Raw genomic sequence first — 16,466 nt, 5'->3', positions numbered from 1 at the left:
GCCGAAATCTGGTATATATTGGATTGCGAGCCGGGCGCAGTATTGGGGATCGGTTTGATCCGCCCCATGACGGCCAAGGCTTTTCGCGCGGCCGCGACGGATGGATCGATCGAACAGCTTATCGACTGGAAGCCGGTGAAACCGGGCGATTGCTATTTCATTCCTGCAGGGACGGTTCATGCGATCGGGGCAGGCATCACCTTGGTCGAGATTCAGCAAAATGCAGACATCACCTACCGACTTTATGATTATGGCAGGCCGCGTGCGTTGCATCTGGAGGATGGTGCTGCCGTCAGCCACCTTGCGCCATATGCGCGCGACCTAATCGAAGCGCCGTTAGGCACTGAACGCCACATTATCGCCGATACTGAGGCGCCGTTCACGCTCGACCTGGTGCATTGGCACGGCGAAAAATCGGTGAGCCTGCCCGATTGCAAGCAGATGTGGTTCACGCCGCTGAGCGGGGCGGGGACGGTCAATGGGGAGGTATGGGCGAAGGGCGATTGCCTGCTGCTGACTGGCGACTGCACAATCGACGTCACCACGCCTGCCTCGATCCTGCTGGCGACCCCACGATAAAGGCGCTGCGCCAGGCGACCTGATTGACCTGCCAATATTGTCGATCGCATGGAGCCTCAATTGAGGCTCCATGCGTCCCAAGACGACGTACCCTATCCTGCTACAGTCTCTTACGGCAGTTGCGATGAGCGGCAGGTTATTTGGGGCACATTTTGCTTATCGGATTGGGGCCCTTGGCAGTGATCACGCCGAGCCTGTAGGGCAACTGGATATATTCATATGTCTTGCCCTTCTCCATATCGAGTCCCTGGTAGAGAAACTGAAGAGGCTTGCAGGGATCGATCGCCATGGTCTGATCGCTCGTCGAGCGGATCATTTCACCGTGGGAAACGCCTTCTGACCAGACCCGGCCTTTGAAGCGCACATTGTCGGCACTGGCGAATATATTCATCGGGTCCGGGGTTAGCGGCTTCCATTCGCCGGCCAGACTGTCGCTGGTCCACGCGCGGAAATAGCGGCCCTTGGGACCAATTGCTTCGATCAGCGTCAGATAGTTGTTCGTGCCGGCGATCTTATAGGTATTGCTGGCTTCGAATATATCTTCCTTCCTGCCTTCCATGACGCGGGTGGTGTTGTGGAATCCCTTGGGAAATTCCGCCAGCGATGTTTCGGCGCGGTAGAAGCTGCCATTGTCGTTCGTGAAGAAGAGATAGCAGTTCTGGTCGTCGCAGATCGTCCAGAAATCAAGCCATCCCGGCTTGCCGTTCGGCTGCTTCACGATTTCGGGTACCGTATCGTAAAAGGGCTTGGGCGCGCTCCACGAAGTGGGGTCGCTGATGTCGCTGCTGGTCGAATAGAGCGGATCCCCACCCTGATAGACCAGATACCACAGCTTTTGCGGCGCGAAGTAGAAGACCTGCGGCGCGGCGCGGTAGCCCGGCCCCATTGGCGCCTTTTCCAGCCCGATGATCGGTGCTTTCTGTGCGTCTTTCCAGTCTGCGAACGAGGTATAGGCGACCCCCCAGCCGTTGCTCGTCGCTGTCGTCAGAAAGACATGATATTTGCCGTCATGATAGACGATCGACGGGTCTTTCACGCCGTGAAAGCCCGGCGCGCCATCCGCCGGGGGCGTAATCAGCGGAAGAGAGGATTCCCAGCGAAACCCGGCCGGTTGCGAAGAACCGGCCCATGCGCTTGCCGATGCCATTGCGCCCAGTGCGGCAATGGCTGTCAGGATCGATCCGGAATAACGCCTGTTTCTCAATGTCCTAAATCCTCTCATGATGGTTTCCGGCTTTGCGGCCGATGGCTTGGCAATTGCTTCAGACGGCCGTGGCATGTCAGGTTGATGGCGCTTTCCCGCCGGCAACGGTCCTGCATTCATAGACGGTCACCCACTGGTCGCTGTTCGCTTCGAAACGGACGGTGATGTCGCGGCCGCTCAGCAGATGATCGGGCAGGGGATAGCTGACGATGTTTCGCTGAACGGTCGGCTCCCCGGCCAGCCTCTCCCTGACGAGCGGCTCGCCGTTGACGAGGATGGCGAAGTCTCTGTGGCGATCCGGCCCGGCATAGACGACGCGCAGTTCGACCGGCCCAGGCCGGATCGCCAGCTTGAACTGGAAAAAGCCTTTCATGACGACGCGGCCGCGCTCGGCGAGATGCTCGACCGTCCCTGTGTTGGGCGTGCCGGAAAAGGCGTGGTCGCGCTCGGGCTGCATTTCCCCTAATCGGATCGTGTCGATGGTTCGCGCCAGCGCTTCGGCCTGCTCTCGCGCATTCGCCAGATAGCCGGCCTCCGCCGTCGTCCATTGCGTCGGGGTGAAGTGGCGGAAATAGACGGCAGTGCGGTTGTCGTGCTGATTGAAAAAGGGCTTGAGCATCAGCTCTTCCGGCCTGCTCTGGCCGCCAAGCGCAAATACGGGCTCACCGCCGATCTGGCGCACACCGTCTTTGGCGCTACCGGAAACGACCACGGGATCGAAATATTGATCGCGGGGCTTGTCGGACGGGCCAAGGTCGGCGGCAAGGACCATCGGCCCGTAGAGATAGGCCAGAATGCGGTCGTCATCGGGCATTGTTTGATGATGAAGGCCCATCGGCAGCGTCAGGTCGATGACATCGCCCGCCGCCAATTGGTCCAGCATCAGATAGCGGTTCGCGATCTTCGCCCGCGCTGGCTTGCCATTGATCCTGATCCGGGGCGCTGCGCACCAGAGCGGCACGCGCAGGCCGAGGTCGACGGCGGCATTCGCTTTGACCAGACGGATGCGCACCCTGTCCTTGAAGGGGAAGCCCGTGTCCATTTCGATCTGGACGCCCTTTTCCGTCCAGTCGAGCGAGGAAGGGTAGTACAGGTTGACAAGTACCCTGTCGTCCCGATGCCACCAGATGCTGTCGCCATGCTTGGAATGACTTTCCATGCCGGAGCCGACACAGCACCAGAAGGAATTATCCGGCGTGGAACGGACGCGGCCGAAACCGGACGCAAGCGGGGTGAAATAGCTGTACATCCCCGTCGCAGGATGCTGCTGCGACATGATGTGATTGAGATGCGCGCGCTCGTAAAAGTCGAAATAGCGCGCATCCCCGGTCCAGCCGTAAAGATGGCGGCTGAGCTTGAGCATGTTGTAGCTGTTGCAGGCCTCGCAGGTTTGCTGGCCCAATCGTCCCGCAAGTTTGCGCGGCTCCCCGAAATGTTCATAGTTGGAATTGCCGCCGATCACATAGCTGTGGTCGCGCGTCACCGTGTCCCAGAAGAACATGGCCGCCCCCGCGCTGTCATGGCGATGCTGTTCCGATGGCGCGACTTCGTACAGGCGCGCCAGGCCGATCAGCTTGGGAATTTGGGTATTGGCATGCTTTCCGTTCAGTTCGTCGCGCCCTTGCGCCAGCGGATCGAGCACCGCGCGATGGCGGAGGCGTTCCGCAATCTTCAGCCAGCGCGCGTTGCCAGTGCGCGCATAGAGTTCGGCATAGCTTTCATTGATACCGCCATGTTCGGCGACCAGTATCTGCTGAACCTGATCATCGCTCAGCCCTTCGATAATAGTGCCGAGATAGCCGGCGAGGCCGATCGCGACATCAAGTGCGACACTGTCCTGACAATGCAGATGGGAGTCGAGCGCGCCCGCAAAGACCTTGTGATAGGTATAGATGGGCACCCAGCCATCATTAAGCCCGAACCCGGATGTACGAATGTCTCCGCGTCGAAGCTCTTCGAACACGGCCTTGCCGTCCACCGTCTTGCCATCGCGATCCACCGTGGTCGCCCCGGCATAGCCGTCGCCATGTCCCGCCTGCACCGCCGCCAGTTCGCGCGAGATCGCGAGAGAACGGTCGCGAAAGCGGCTGTCGCCTGTCTGTGCAAAGACGAGGCTGAGCGCGGATTGATAATGGCCTAGGCTGTGTCCGGCGATTCCCTGCGCTTCCCAGCCGCCATATTTCGCACCCTTGGGCGCGATACCGGCGAACAGGTGGAAATTATGGAGCAAACGGTCTGGATCGAGCGAGAGCAGATAACGTTTGTTGGCTTCGACCGAATCAAGAAAAATGGATGGCCTCAGGCGGACCTGCGACAGGGGAAAGGGCTTGGCTGGCCCGTTGGCCGCAGCCAACTGGCCAACCTCCTCCGCCGCCAGTCCGGCGCTGGCCATGGTGGTCAGGCTGGTCATCCCTGCAAGGACCCCGCGCCGCGAAAAGCTGCTCATCCAAATCCTCTGCCATGCATTGTCGAGATCATGCCGAGTCTATCTGCGCGAAGGTGGCCTGTAAATACTCAGACAAAATCTTTGAACATGAAATTGCGCTATTGCAGCAGCGTGAGCCGACCAGTGCCATTTTCTGCCAGTTTGACCCGATGGACCGCGCCGTCGTAGCGCAAGCCGAGTTCGCCCCCATCTCCTTCAATGCCGAATGGACGCCTGGATCTGTGCGGTTGCCCTCAATGGCCGAACCGCAACGTCATCGCGTGCCCGTCATAGGTGATGCTGCGGTCGGCGCGCGCGGGGGCTATGGCCGTCGCATTGGCGGGATCGACGATGACGATATTAAGTTGTCGCCGCCCGACCATGCCCGGAAAGCTGCCCTGCCGTGCGCCGATGGACAGCGTCCGCTTCGCATCGTTCCAGTGCAAATCGTACCGGGCGGACTGACCATGCTCATAGGCGTAGGTCTCATTATCGTCTTCATAGATGGTGAAGCGGCCGTCAGCGCCGGGATAGACCCGGATTTCCAGCGGAGCGTCCGGCTTTTCGGTCGCATATTGCACGATCGGCCCCATCGGGATGATCGACCCGGCGCGGACGTACAAGGGAATGACGTCCAACGGTGCGTCGCGCGTTACCCTTTGCCCGCCCGCTTGGCGCTGGTTCGTCCAGAAATCATACCAGTCGCTGCCCCTGGGCAGGTAGGTGGTCATCGACAGGTCTTGCGCCGGCTTGGTCGCCGCCATGGTCCGCAGCTCGCCCGGCGTGCGCCACGCCAGCCGCAGCGATCGACCGCCCCCGCCCTGATAATATTCAATACGGATGGGGACGCGCTGCCCCTTGCGCAGCACGCGCTTCACGCCAGCATGGCGATTGGGCCCGTCGTTCCAGTCCTCCAAGACCTTTTTGCCGTCCAGATACAGGCGATAGCCATCATCGCCCGACAGGCCGATTTCATATTCGCCGTCCTCTGGCGCGACCAGTTCCCCTTCCCAACGTGCCGAAAAGTCGGTGAGGGCGGTAAGTCCGGCGGGCATTTCCGCAAGCGGCGGTCCCGGCCAGATATGGTCGACCCGCTCGTCGACCTGCCCGGTCCCCCTGGGCGTGTCGAAGTTGCGACCCTGGAAATATTGCACGGTCAACCCCTGTTTGCCGTCCCCGGTGCGCAGATAGGCCGCGGGGATCGTCGGGGGTGGCGGCGGCTGGATATGATAGATGGCCCGCGTGACGGGGTGGACCAGCAGCGATGATCCGAACATGAAACTGTCGTTGATGTCGTAGGTTGCCGGATCGTTCGCAAAGTCCATCGGCAACGGTCGCATCAGCGTATAGCCGTCCGACGTCACTCTGGCGCTCAGGCTGTATATATAAGGTAGCAGGCGGTAGCGCAGATGGACGGTATCGAGCAGCGACTTGTACATAGCCGGGTCCATATCCTTGAAGATATAGGGTTCGCGCTCGATGCTGGTGCCGTGCACGCGCATCAACGGATTGAAGGCGCCATATTGGAACCAGCGCGCGAACAGTTCGCGGTAGGCCGGGTTCTTTTCACCGCCGGGGAAATCATCGACGAAAAAGCCGCCAATATCCTGCGTCCAATAAGGGTTGCCGGTGACGGTGACGTTGACGCCGCCCGCGACCTGCTTCCTGAGCGTATCCCAGCTTGCCTTTGTATCGCCGGACCAGGATGCCGCCGCCGTTCGCTGTGCGCCCGCCCACGCGGATCGCGTCAGCGTCAGCACGCGCTTGTCAGTTGTCGCGCGTTGCCCATCATAGGTGCCCTGCGTCGTCAGCAGCGTATATGGGTTCAGGTATCGCGAAAAATCGCCCATGGCGTTGCGGCCCAGCGCCTTTGTATCGACGACGTTGGAGTGGGGGTCCCACATGGCGGAGCTTGCCTCCACCTCTGTTCCGTCCATCCACAGGGCGTCGACGCCCTTGTCGAGCAGGCCCGATTTGATGTGCTTGAAATAGATTTCGCGTCCCTTGGCGCTGTAGGCGTCATAGATGCGCGCCTTTTTCGAAATCCAGTGCAGCGGGGCGAAGCGCAGGCCATATTGGTCCAACTCCTTCGCCAGCGCCGTGTCATTGCCCACTGACGGCCAGATCGAGATCATGAATTTCATGTGGAGTTCGTGGATCGCCCGCGTCATCCCTTCGGGGTCCGGATAGCGTTCCGGGTTCCAGATCATGCCCGACCAGGTGCCATCCTTGTCGCTGCCCCAATATTGCCAATCCTGCACGATGTAATCGAGCGGGAAGCCTTCCTTGCGAAAGGAGCGGGCGACCTCGACCAGGCGGTCTTGCGTCGGGTATCGCTCCTTGCTCATGAACAGGCCGAACGCCTGTTTGGGATACATGGGCGCCTGACCCGTCAGCCGGCGATAGGCGCCGACCACATCGTCCATGCCGTCGCCCGCCATCAGATAATAGTCGACGCCGCCCGGCGCGTCCTCGGCCCACAAGCGCGCGCCCTGCGCATTGTCGGTAAAGCGCATTTGCGAATAGGTGTCCCATAGGACGCCATAGCCTTCGGTCGACAGCATGACGGGGATGATGATGCCGATATTGGTCTGGACGAGCAGCAGATCCTTGCCGCGCCGGTTCACCTCTGCATCGTCGGTAAAGCCGAAGCCGTAGATGCCCTCGCCGGGTTTCAAGGTGAAGCGATTCTCGACCTCATAGGTCGGGGAGTCAGCGACGGTGCGTGCGGTGATGGACTGCGGCGCGCCGGCTTTTTCGCGCGTCAACAGCCGACCCTTTGCGTCGAAGAAGCTGATTGCCCCGTCGCGCTTGTCGATCGCCACCCGCACCTTGTCGCCAGTCAGGCTCAGCGTTGCGTCCGATTCCGCCACGGCAAAGCGGACTGGCTGGGGCGTTTGGGTGACGACCAGGCTTGGCTGGCCCCAGTGTGACTGGCCAAGGCTTGCATTTACGCGCACGACGTCCGGCCCGTAGAAAAGGACCGTCTTGACCGTTCCGTTCAGTTGAAACTGAACGCCGTTCCGCAACTGGACGAAATGGAAGGCGGGCGAGGACGCAATCGCGACATTGGCGATCTCGCCGGTCGCGGTAAGCCCGCTATGGACCTCTTCGGCCGCTGCTGGCAGCGCAAGCGCGAGACCAACAATCGCCACAGACAAGCATAACCGATTCGGCATCCTGACCCTCAAATTGTATGAGTAGTTTTTCCGGCTATGTCATGACTGAGACGTCAGTTCAAGGTGAGAGCGAAAACCGCAGGGCCAGGGGCAACACGCTGTTGAGCGGCGGTTGAATGATGGAGACATGGCATTCAAGTGTGCGCAGTTGACGCATATTGGCCATACGCCTGTGGGCAGCGGGTCGTCATGTCCTGCTGATATGGCGCATTCAATCATCGACCCGGTATGAGACCAAATGCATGCCAACCGGTCGGCTTTCATATTGACGAACTGGTTATCCGATTATACTCATACAAATATATTTGCCCGTAAATGTGATGGGCGCAGGATCGGACGGGCGCGGTCATCACCGTCAGCCACCCGACAGAGAGGATAGTATGACGATCACCCGACGTATGGTGATAGGTGCCGGTGCGGTTCTGGCGACGGTGCCCGTACGAGCGTTGGCGCAGTCGGCGCCCGCCGACGAAGTGATCGACCTGTGGCCCGCTTCCCCACCCGGTGCATCCGGAAACAAGATCGCCCGCAAGGTTGACGATCAATCGCGTGATCCCGCCAAACCTGACCGCTGGATCAGCGGGATCGATCGGCCCTTCCTGGTCGTGCGCCGCCCGAAACATCCCAACGGTACTGCGATGCTGGTCGTTCCAGGCGGAAGCTACTGGTTCTTGTCCTATGACAATGAAGGGGTCAGTCAGGCCGATTGGCTCAATGCGCAAGGGGTGACCGCGTTCATCCTGATGTATCGTCTGCCGGGCGAAGGCTGGCGGCAGCGGGAAAATGTGCCCTTGCAGGACGCGCAGCGGGCCATGCGCCTGATCCGGTCGCGGGCGCAGCAGTTCGGCATCATGCCGGAGCGCGTGGGGGTGCTCGGTTTTTCGGCTGGCGGTCATCTGGCAGGATCGCTCGCCACATGCCATGCCGAGCCCGTCTATGCCCCGGTCGATGCGGCCGATGGCCTTTCGGCGCGGCCCGATATTGCCGGCCTCATCTACCCGGTGATCAGCGTCGATGCGCCGTTCACGCATGAGGGGTCTCGCGCGGCCCTGCTCGGTCAGAACCCGACGGAAGCGTCCCGCAAGGCGCGATCGGTCGAGCTGCGGGTCACGGATGAAACGTCGCCAGTTTTCCTGATGCACGCCGCCGACGATGGAGCGGTGCCGGTGGCCAACAGCATCGCCCTGTTTCAGGCGATGCAGGCCAAGGCACGGCCAGTCGCGCTGCATGTCTTCGAGCATGGTGGGCACGGATTCGGCGTGCGTTTGCCGGCAAGCGAACCCGCGTCCATATGGCCGACATTATTTGCGGCCTTCGCCGCCCGGCACGGCATTTTCCCGCCACAGCAGCATTGATCCTTCGTCATGCCAGACGGGAAATAACAGGTTTGAGAGGAAAGTCCGTGTCGGGCAGCCAGTCGCCGATTGTCCTCAAACGCAGGGAATTCATGGTGGCTGCGGGATCGGTCGCCGCGATGGCTCCTGTGGCGGGAGCCGAGGCGGCCAGTGTCAGGACCGGTCCGCATCCGGGCCTGCCAATGCCAGCCTCACGAACGGTCCTGCCCTCCCGTCCGGAGCCTGATGAGCCGGGACGCCTGCTGCTGGATCGCGCCTGGCAATTCCATCAGGGGGACATCCCCGCTCCTGAGATCAAGGGCCATGGCTGGAGCTATTCCAATGCCAAGGCAGGGCAGGCGCAAGGCGCGGCGGCAACCAATTTCGACGATTCGGACTGGCCGAATGTCGATCTGCCGCATGATTGGGCGGTGGCTATGCCGTTCGACAGCGACGCCAACCCGTCGCAGGGATACCGTCGACGCGGCTATGCCTGGTATCGGCGCACCCTGCGGCTGGAGCCGGAGGATCGGGGCAAATATCTCGAACTGCAATTGGGCGCGATCGCCACCCATGCGACGATCTGGTTCAACGGATCGGTCATCGCGCATAACTGGAGCGGCTATAACTCCATCTATTTGGACCTGACGCCAACCGCCCGGTTCGGCGATCATCTGAATAGCATCGTCGTGCGCGTCGATGCCGAAAAGATGGAAGGCTGGTGGTATGAAGGCGCGGGCATTTATCGCCATGTGTGGCTGGCGAAGCGTCCGCCGGTCTATATCGAGACTGATGGCATTCATGCCGATCCACGGCTGGGGCCGGACGGTCGCTGGAGCGTGCCCGTCACGGCGACGCTGGGCAACATATTGAAGGCAGAGGCAAATGCGACTTTCTCGGTCGAACTGACCGACGCCGGAGGCCGTGTGGTCGCACAGGGAAGCACTGGGGTAACGGTGCCGCCACTGGCCAGGCAGGAGGCTCATCTTGATCTGGCGGTACCAGACCCCAAGCTCTGGTCCGTCGATGCGCCCAACCTCTACACGCTGCGCGCCCGTCTGACGCGCGAGGGTCAGCCGGACGACCGGCGCACCCTGCGGATCGGCTTTCGCACCTTTCGCTTCGATGCCGACAAGGGCTTTTTCCTCAACGGCGAGCCGCTCAAGATCAAGGGCACTTGCAATCATCAGGATCATGCGGGCGTGGGCGTCGCCGTTCCCGATGCGCTGTGGGAATGGCGGATTGGGCGGCTGAAGGCGATGGGATCGAACGCGATCCGCTGTTCGCACAATGCGCCAGCGACCGAGTTGCTCGATGCGTGCGACCGGCTGGGGATGCTCGTCATGGACGAGAATCGCAATTTCAACACCAGCCCTGACTATATCGAGCAACTCCGCTGGCTGATCCGGCGCGACCGCAACCGGCCGAGCGTCTTCATCTGGTCGGTGTTCAACGAAGAACCGATGCAGGGCAGCGAAGCGGGCTATGAAATGGTCCGCCGCATGGTCGCCGAGGTGAAGGCGCTGGACGACAGCCGGCCCGTCACGGCGGCGATGAACGCGGGCCTCTATGCGCCGAAAAATGTCAGCCAGGCGGTCGATGTGGTGGGGTTCAACTACCAGCCCGGCGAATATGACCGGTTCCATGCCGCCAATCCTCACCTGCCAATGATCAGTTCGGAAGATACGAGCGCCTTCATGACGCGCGGCGCCTATGAAAGCGACCAGGCGGCGCACGTCTTTGCTTCTTATGACGATGTGCGGTCAAGCTGGGGCAACACGCATCGCGAGGCGTGGAAGGCGATCGCCACCCGCCCCTTCGTCGCGGGCGCGTTTGTGTGGACCGGGTTCGACTATCGGGGTGAACCCTCCCCCTATGAATGGCCGTCGGGGTCGAGTTTCTTCGGGATCATGGATCTATGCGGCTTTCCCAAGACCGCTTTCCTGCTCCATCGCGCGCAATGGGTGGACGACCAGCCGCTGATCGACATCGTGCCGCACTGGAACTGGCCGGGGCGCGAGGGACAGCCTGTCACGGTGATGGTGCTGACCAATATGGATCGGGTGCGGCTCGTCCTCAACGGCAAGACTATAGGCGAGCAGGACGTTGATCGGTTCGAGATGCCGCGCTGGCAAGTGCCCTATGCGCCGGGGCGGATCGAGGCGATCGGCTATCGCGGCGGGCGGGAGGTCACGCGCGCGGTGGTGGAGACGACAGGTGCGCCCGTGGCATTGCGCCTGACGCCAGACCGGATGCTGATGGCGGGCGACGGCGAGGACGTGCAGCCGATCACGATCGACGCGATCGATGCCAAGGGACGCCACGTCGCCACCGCCAATCTTCCGGTCAGCTTCACGATTTCGGGCGGGGAGATTATCGGGCACGGCAATGGTGATCCCAACAGCCATGAGGCGGAAAAGGGTGAAAGCCGCCGTCTGTTCAACGGTCTGGCACAGCTGATCGTGCGGACGCAGGCGGGCGCGGGGCCACTGGTGGTGACGGTGAACGCGCCGGGTGTGCGTCCAGCGCGGACTAGCATAGGCCGCCTTCCAGCGACCCCACGCGCTCAGGTTCCGCCGACGGCGTCGGTGCAGGTGATAGAGGGCTGGCGCCAGTCGCCCACTTTCCCCGAAAAGCCAGATCCGAACATGAAGCCTGCCGAAACCGACATGAACAGCTGGCTTTGGCTGGGCGCGGGCGAGCTTCAGGCCGCCCCGGAAGACAAGCGCTGGATCGTGCTGCGCACAAGCTTCACGCCGCGCCGCGGAGTGCAGGCGCGTGGCGGCATGCTGAAATTCGGCGGGATCATCGGTCGCGCGGAAATCTGGCTGGACGGCAGGCAGGTCGCAACCAAACCGGGATATGACGAGGCTGCGCTGGCCATTGCGCTACCACCGGGGAATGGCGAACGGATTGTGACGCTGCTGGTGGAAAATGAAGCCGCCAAGCCGGGGGGGCTGGTCCAGCCGGTCGCGGTCGCCAATCACTGATACCCCCGCTGGCCTGCGCAGCGCGATGTCCCAATTCACTTTGCTCACTCATGTGGCAGGCATCAGCCCCTTCGGAAGAGGGCGATGATGACATCCCGGTGATTACCACCGACCATTCGACTCCTCCATATCTGGATGATAACTCCGACATTACAGAATGATTCGGACGGTTTGGCGCACATAATATTTTGTAGCTGGAGGGGATTGAACATGGCGGGACGACTTCGAGTCTGCATCCTGACGCCCGCCATGGCTGGAAGATTCCTCCGGGTGCAAGCTCTCGACGAAATATGTTATCCTTTAACGTTCGCCATATGTCTCTACCGCGGCAAAAAGCGGATGCTTTTTGCCTGATATTTTGTGCGAGAAATAAACACCGAGTCGAGGATGGGGAATCGGCGTGCCGATCCGTGGAACTCCCCAGTTGGCCGGGGTATTGGGAGGGGAGCACGCATGCACGGAACCATGTCGACGACGGAGGTCTTCCTCATTGCGTTGCTGATCATTTTCTCGATCCCCTATCTCGTCTGGCGCATCGCCCGTATCGACTATTATGTGCCCTTGGTCGTCATGCAGATCATCGGCGGCGTGGTGCTTGGCCCCGGTGTCATCGGTGCGGCCTTCCCCGATTATTACAGCTTCGTATTTCGGCCCGAAGTGGTAGCCGCGTTGAACGGCATCGCCTGGTGGGGGGTGATGATGTTCGTATGGATTGCCGGCCTTGAGCTAGATTTGAGACATGCGTGGCGGCATCGTTATGAAACGGGTGTGACGTCCGGCCTGGCGCTGATGGTACCGCTTGTGTTGGGATGCGTGGCAGCCTTGGTGCTGCTGGCGCTTGACGACGGTTGGCGCGGCCCGCTTGGCGAAGATTGGCAGGTTGTGCTCGGCATCGGCATGGCTTGTGCGGTGACGGCGCTTCCTATCCTCGTCCTGTTTCTGGAAAAGCTCGCAATTTTGAGAGAGCCCCTGGGTCAACGGATCCTGCGCTATGCAAGCCTGGATGATATCGCTATCTGGGGTGTGCTGGCGCTGATCCTTCTCGACTGGGATCGCATCGGTCGGCAAGCGATGTTCATCATGGCCTTCGTCGCTGCGGCATGGCTGGTTCGTCGGGTGGTCCCGCGGCTGGCTGAGCGCGATCGCTGGTATGGCGCGCTTATCTGGCTCGCCGCCTGCGGGTTCGCAGCGGATTGGTGCGGACTGCATTTCATGGTCGGGGCTTTCCTTGCCGGTGCCGTGCTCGATGCGGAATGGTTCGATCGGGAACGGATGGACCTCTTCCGCGATCATGTCCTGCTGGCGGTCATGCCGGTCTTTTTCCTCAGCACGGGATTGAAGACGCAGTGGGACGTCGGGGGCATCGCCGTTTTCGGCGCGGCGGCGCTGCTGCTGATCGCTTCCGTTGGCGGCAAGCTGCTGGGTTTGTGGTGCGCGGGCCGCGTCCTGAAATGGCGCAAGGGCGAAGCCGCTCTTATCGGCTGGCTGCTCCAGACCAAGGCGCTGATCATGATCATCTTCGCCAACATCCTGCTGGACCGGCAGATCATTTCGCCGGAAAGCTTTACCGCCCTGCTTTTGATGGCAATTGCCAGCACGATGCTGAGCATCCCGCTGGCGGCGCCAAAGCTTCGGCTCTTGATGGCCCATCCGGGGGTTGCGCGGGACCCGGTCGAAGCGAACCGGCATCGATGAACTCAATGCCCCCGTCAGGCCGCATCTATGATGCTGAACGGATCGGCCTGCCCAAGGTCGAAATTGAAATTCTCTTGACAAAAGACGTACACAAAGGAAATGATAGCGTTATCATAATGTCTAGCGGGAGGAACAGTAGGTGAAGGACGCTTCCACAGCGGCAGATTTGCTGTGCGCCGACTGGCGGTCGGCGGTATTTGTCGGGCGAATTGCGACAGTTGCGGGACCGTCACCGATCCTCATCCGCGATGGCGAGGTCTATGATGTCGCGACCACGGCACCGACCGTCTCCGCGCTGCTTGCCATGCCTGATCCCGCCGCCGCAACGGGCGACCATCTGGGCGCGCTTGACGACTTGCTTCCCGCCTTGAAAATCCTTTCGCCCGTCGATCTGCAATGCGTGAAGGCCGCAGGTGTGACCTTTGCCGTCTCGGCGGTGGAGCGGGTGATCGAAGAACGGGCCCGTGGCGACGCCGATGCCGCGGCGGCGGTGCGCGCCAAGCTGGAAGACCGGATCGGGGGTAGCATCCGTTCCGTCGTACCGGGCTCGGCAGAGGCGGCTGTGCTCAAGACCGCATTGGCGGATGAGGGCCTCTGGTCGCAATATCTGGAAGTCGCGATCGGCCCTGATGCGGAAATTTTCACGAAGGCTCCCGTCCTTTCGACCGTCGGTTGGGGTGATGAAATCGGCGTGCGTTCGGATTCATCCTGGAACAATCCAGAACCTGAAATCGTCCTGGTCGTCGATCCGCGCGGGCGTATCATGGGCGCGACGCTGGGCAACGATGTCAACCTGCGCGATTTCGAGGGACGCAGCGCGCTGCTGCTGGGCAAGGCAAAGGACAATAATGCGTCATGCTCGCTTGGTCCGTTCATCCGGCTGTTCGATCAGGACTTTACGATGGATGATGTGCGCGATGCGGTGGTGGAACTGACGATCACGGGCAGCGACGGCTATCATCTGGCCGGTGTTTCTTCCATGCGCGAAATCAGCCGCGATCCCGAAGAACTCGTCCGTCAGGCGCTTAGCGAACATCAATATCCCGACGGCTTCGCGCTGATGCTCGGCACATTGTTCGCGCCGACGCAGGACCGCGACGTGCCCGGCCGCGGCTTTACCCACAGGACCGGCGACGTCGTGCGCATTTCCTCCGAGCGCCTCGCTACCCTGGTCAATCGCGTCACGACGTCGAAGAGCGCGCCGCCCTGGACGACGGGTATCGCCACGTTGATGGCTAACCTTGCTGGCCGTGGGTTGTTGCAGCCGCCTGTCATGCAGGACCATGCCTGACATGCGCCCGGCCCGTCGATTCCAATTCCCCGTTTCTGCCGGAGACCATCATTGTTGAAGCTCAAGACCCCGACAGCTGTGCGCGCTGTCTATCCCAGCCTGACGGACAAGCATGTGCTTGTGACCGGCGGCGGCGCCGGTATCGGAGAGGCGCTGGTGGAAGCCTTTGCCCGTCAGGGTGCCAGGGTCTTGTTCATCGACATTCTCGATTCCCCTTCACACGATCTTGTCGAACGGCTGAGCGGCGACGTGGCGCACGCGCCCTTGTACCGCTACTGCGACCTGCGCGACATCGAAGCGATCCGGCAGACGATTGCTGATGTTGAACGGGAACAGGGCGCAATCGACATTCTGGTCAACAACGCTGCCAATGACGACCGCCACAGCATTGACGATATTACCCCCGAATATTGGGACGACCGCATTGCCGTGAACCTGCGGCACCAGTTCTTCGCGGCGCAGGCGGTTGTTCCGGGAATGCGGCGTTCGGGTGGCGGCGCCATCATCAACCTTGGTTCGATCAGCTGGCATCTCGCGCTGGCCGATCTTGTACTCTACCAGACCGCCAAGGCGGGGATCGAAGGTTTAACCCGCGCACTGGCGCGCGATCTTGGGCCGGACAATATCCGCGTCAACACGATCGTTCCGGGCAATGTCCAGACTCCGCGCCAGATGCAATGGTACACGCCGGAGGGCGAAAAGGAGATCGTTGCAGCACAGTGCCTCAAGGATCGAATCCAGCCCGATGATGTCGCCGCGCTCGCCCTGTTCCTTGCCTCTGACGATGCGCGCATGTGCACGGGCCATGAATATTTTGTCGACGCGGGCTGGCGTTGATGCCTGGCCCTGTCGAACAGGCTTGCAAGGTCGGCGCGACGCTGGGCGAAGGACCCTATTGGTCCGAGAGTGAAGGCAAGCTCTGGTTCGTCGATATCAAGGAACAAAAGATACATCGTTTCGATCCGGGGGCGGATCGGCTCGAAAGCTGGAATGCCCCTGCCCAGCCCGGCTGGATTTTTCCGACCGACAGCGGACGGATGGTGGCGGGCCTGCAAAGCGGCATCCATATGTTCGATCCGGCAAGTGGCAGCTTTGAGTTGCTCGCCGCGCCAGAAGCGTCCGAGCCCGGCAACCGGCTGAACGACGCCGTCATCGATCGTTTTGGCGCTGTCTGGTTCGGCAGCATGGATGATGGCGAGACGCGGTCGACGGGCCGCGTTTACCGCTTCGCTGACGGGAAAGTCGTCGCCACGACCATCGCGCCCTGCGCGATCACGAACGGCCCTGCATTGTCCCCTGACGGCAGCACCCTCTATCATGTCGATACGCTGGGTGGATCCATCTACGCCTGTACGCTGTGCGATGACGGCTTGCCCATTTCCCAACGCCGTCTTGTCACCATCGACCCCGCACAAGGGTATCCCGACGGGCCGTCCGTCGATTCCGAAGGCTGCATCTGGATCGGCCTTTTCGGTGGATGGAAAGCCCATCGCTATGCCCCGACAGGGGAATTGCTGGACACCGTCAGTTTCCCCGTGGCCAATGTGACGAAGATCGCGTTCGGCGGTGCGGATCTTTGCACGGCCTATGCGACGACGGCGCACAAGGGTTTGTCGGCGGCCGAACGTGCGCAGCAGCCGGGTGCGGGCGACCTTTTCAGTTTCCGTGTGGATGTGCCGGGCCTTCCGGCACCCAAGGTCGCCCTGACCGCCAGCTAGATCAAAATCGTTGCGCAATGTTCCGACGGAATGGTGCGCGCCATGGGGGAG

General features: G+C 61.3%; 10 protein-coding genes. 7 read left to right on the top strand and 3 right to left on the bottom strand.

The genetic code is table 11. The features are described 5' to 3' along the window. On the top strand, positions 1–579 hold a 579-nt coding region (locus SX1_RS22890; protein ID WP_019054015.1), incomplete at its 5' end, for a class I mannose-6-phosphate isomerase. 136 nt (positions 580–715) lie between these two features. Here the strand turns inward: SX1_RS22890 and SX1_RS22885 are convergent. The 3 genes from SX1_RS22885 to SX1_RS17320 all read right to left on the bottom strand — a co-directional run bounded on the left by SX1_RS22885 (position 716) and on the right by SX1_RS17320 (position 7,363). After that, on the bottom strand, positions 716–1,783 hold the full coding sequence (locus tag SX1_RS22885) for a glycoside hydrolase family 62 protein (protein WP_167539648.1): 1,068 nt from the start codon (positions 1,781–1,783) through the stop codon (positions 716–718). 76 nt (positions 1,784–1,859) lie between these two features. Next, on the bottom strand, positions 1,860–4,229 hold the full coding sequence (locus SX1_RS17325; RefSeq protein WP_019054013.1) for a glycoside hydrolase family 127 protein: 2,370 nt from the start codon (positions 4,227–4,229) through the stop codon (positions 1,860–1,862). A gap of 233 nt (positions 4,230–4,462) precedes the next feature. After that, entirely contained in the window at positions 4,463–7,363 is a 2,901-nt protein-coding gene (locus SX1_RS17320; RefSeq protein ID WP_019054012.1) for a TIM-barrel domain-containing protein, read from the bottom strand. Between the two features lie 404 nt (positions 7,364–7,767). On the opposite strand from SX1_RS17320, the gene SX1_RS17315 reads away from it, so the two are divergent. From SX1_RS17315 to SX1_RS17290, 6 genes are all read left to right on the top strand, one after another. After that, positions 7,768–8,742 (top strand): alpha/beta hydrolase, encoded by a 975-nt coding sequence (locus SX1_RS17315; protein WP_019054011.1) that lies wholly within the window; start codon positions 7,768–7,770, stop codon positions 8,740–8,742. 92 nt (positions 8,743–8,834) lie between these two features. After that, entirely contained in the window at positions 8,835–11,711 is a 2,877-nt protein-coding gene (gene galA, locus SX1_RS17310) for a beta-galactosidase GalA (protein WP_043145929.1), read from the top strand. A gap of 453 nt (positions 11,712–12,164) precedes the next feature. Beyond that, positions 12,165–13,406 carry a cation:proton antiporter gene (locus tag SX1_RS17305; RefSeq protein WP_043145927.1) on the top strand — a complete coding sequence of 414 codons (1,242 nt, stop codon included), beginning with the start codon at positions 12,165–12,167 and terminating at the stop codon, positions 13,404–13,406. 139 nt (positions 13,407–13,545) lie between these two features. Continuing rightward, positions 13,546–14,697: a fumarylacetoacetate hydrolase family protein gene (locus SX1_RS17300; RefSeq protein WP_019054008.1), complete on the top strand. Its 1,152-nt coding sequence runs from the start codon at positions 13,546–13,548 to the stop codon at positions 14,695–14,697. 54 nt (positions 14,698–14,751) lie between these two features. Then, positions 14,752–15,534, top strand: a complete 783-nt coding sequence (xylB, locus tag SX1_RS17295) for a D-xylose 1-dehydrogenase (protein WP_019054007.1) — start codon at positions 14,752–14,754, stop codon at positions 15,532–15,534. Next, positions 15,534–16,415: an SMP-30/gluconolactonase/LRE family protein gene (locus SX1_RS17290; protein WP_019054006.1), complete on the top strand. Its 882-nt coding sequence runs from the start codon at positions 15,534–15,536 to the stop codon at positions 16,413–16,415. The genes xylB and SX1_RS17290 overlap by 1 nt, the downstream gene beginning before the upstream one ends. Positions 16,416–16,466 lie beyond the last annotated feature (51 nt).

The organism is Sphingobium xenophagum NBRC 107872, from assembly GCF_000367345.1.
Taxonomy (GTDB): Bacteria; Pseudomonadota; Alphaproteobacteria; order Sphingomonadales; family Sphingomonadaceae; genus Sphingobium; species Sphingobium xenophagum.
The sequence above is the reverse complement of the archived record's forward strand: the minus strand, read 5'-3'. Positions and strand labels throughout refer to the sequence as shown.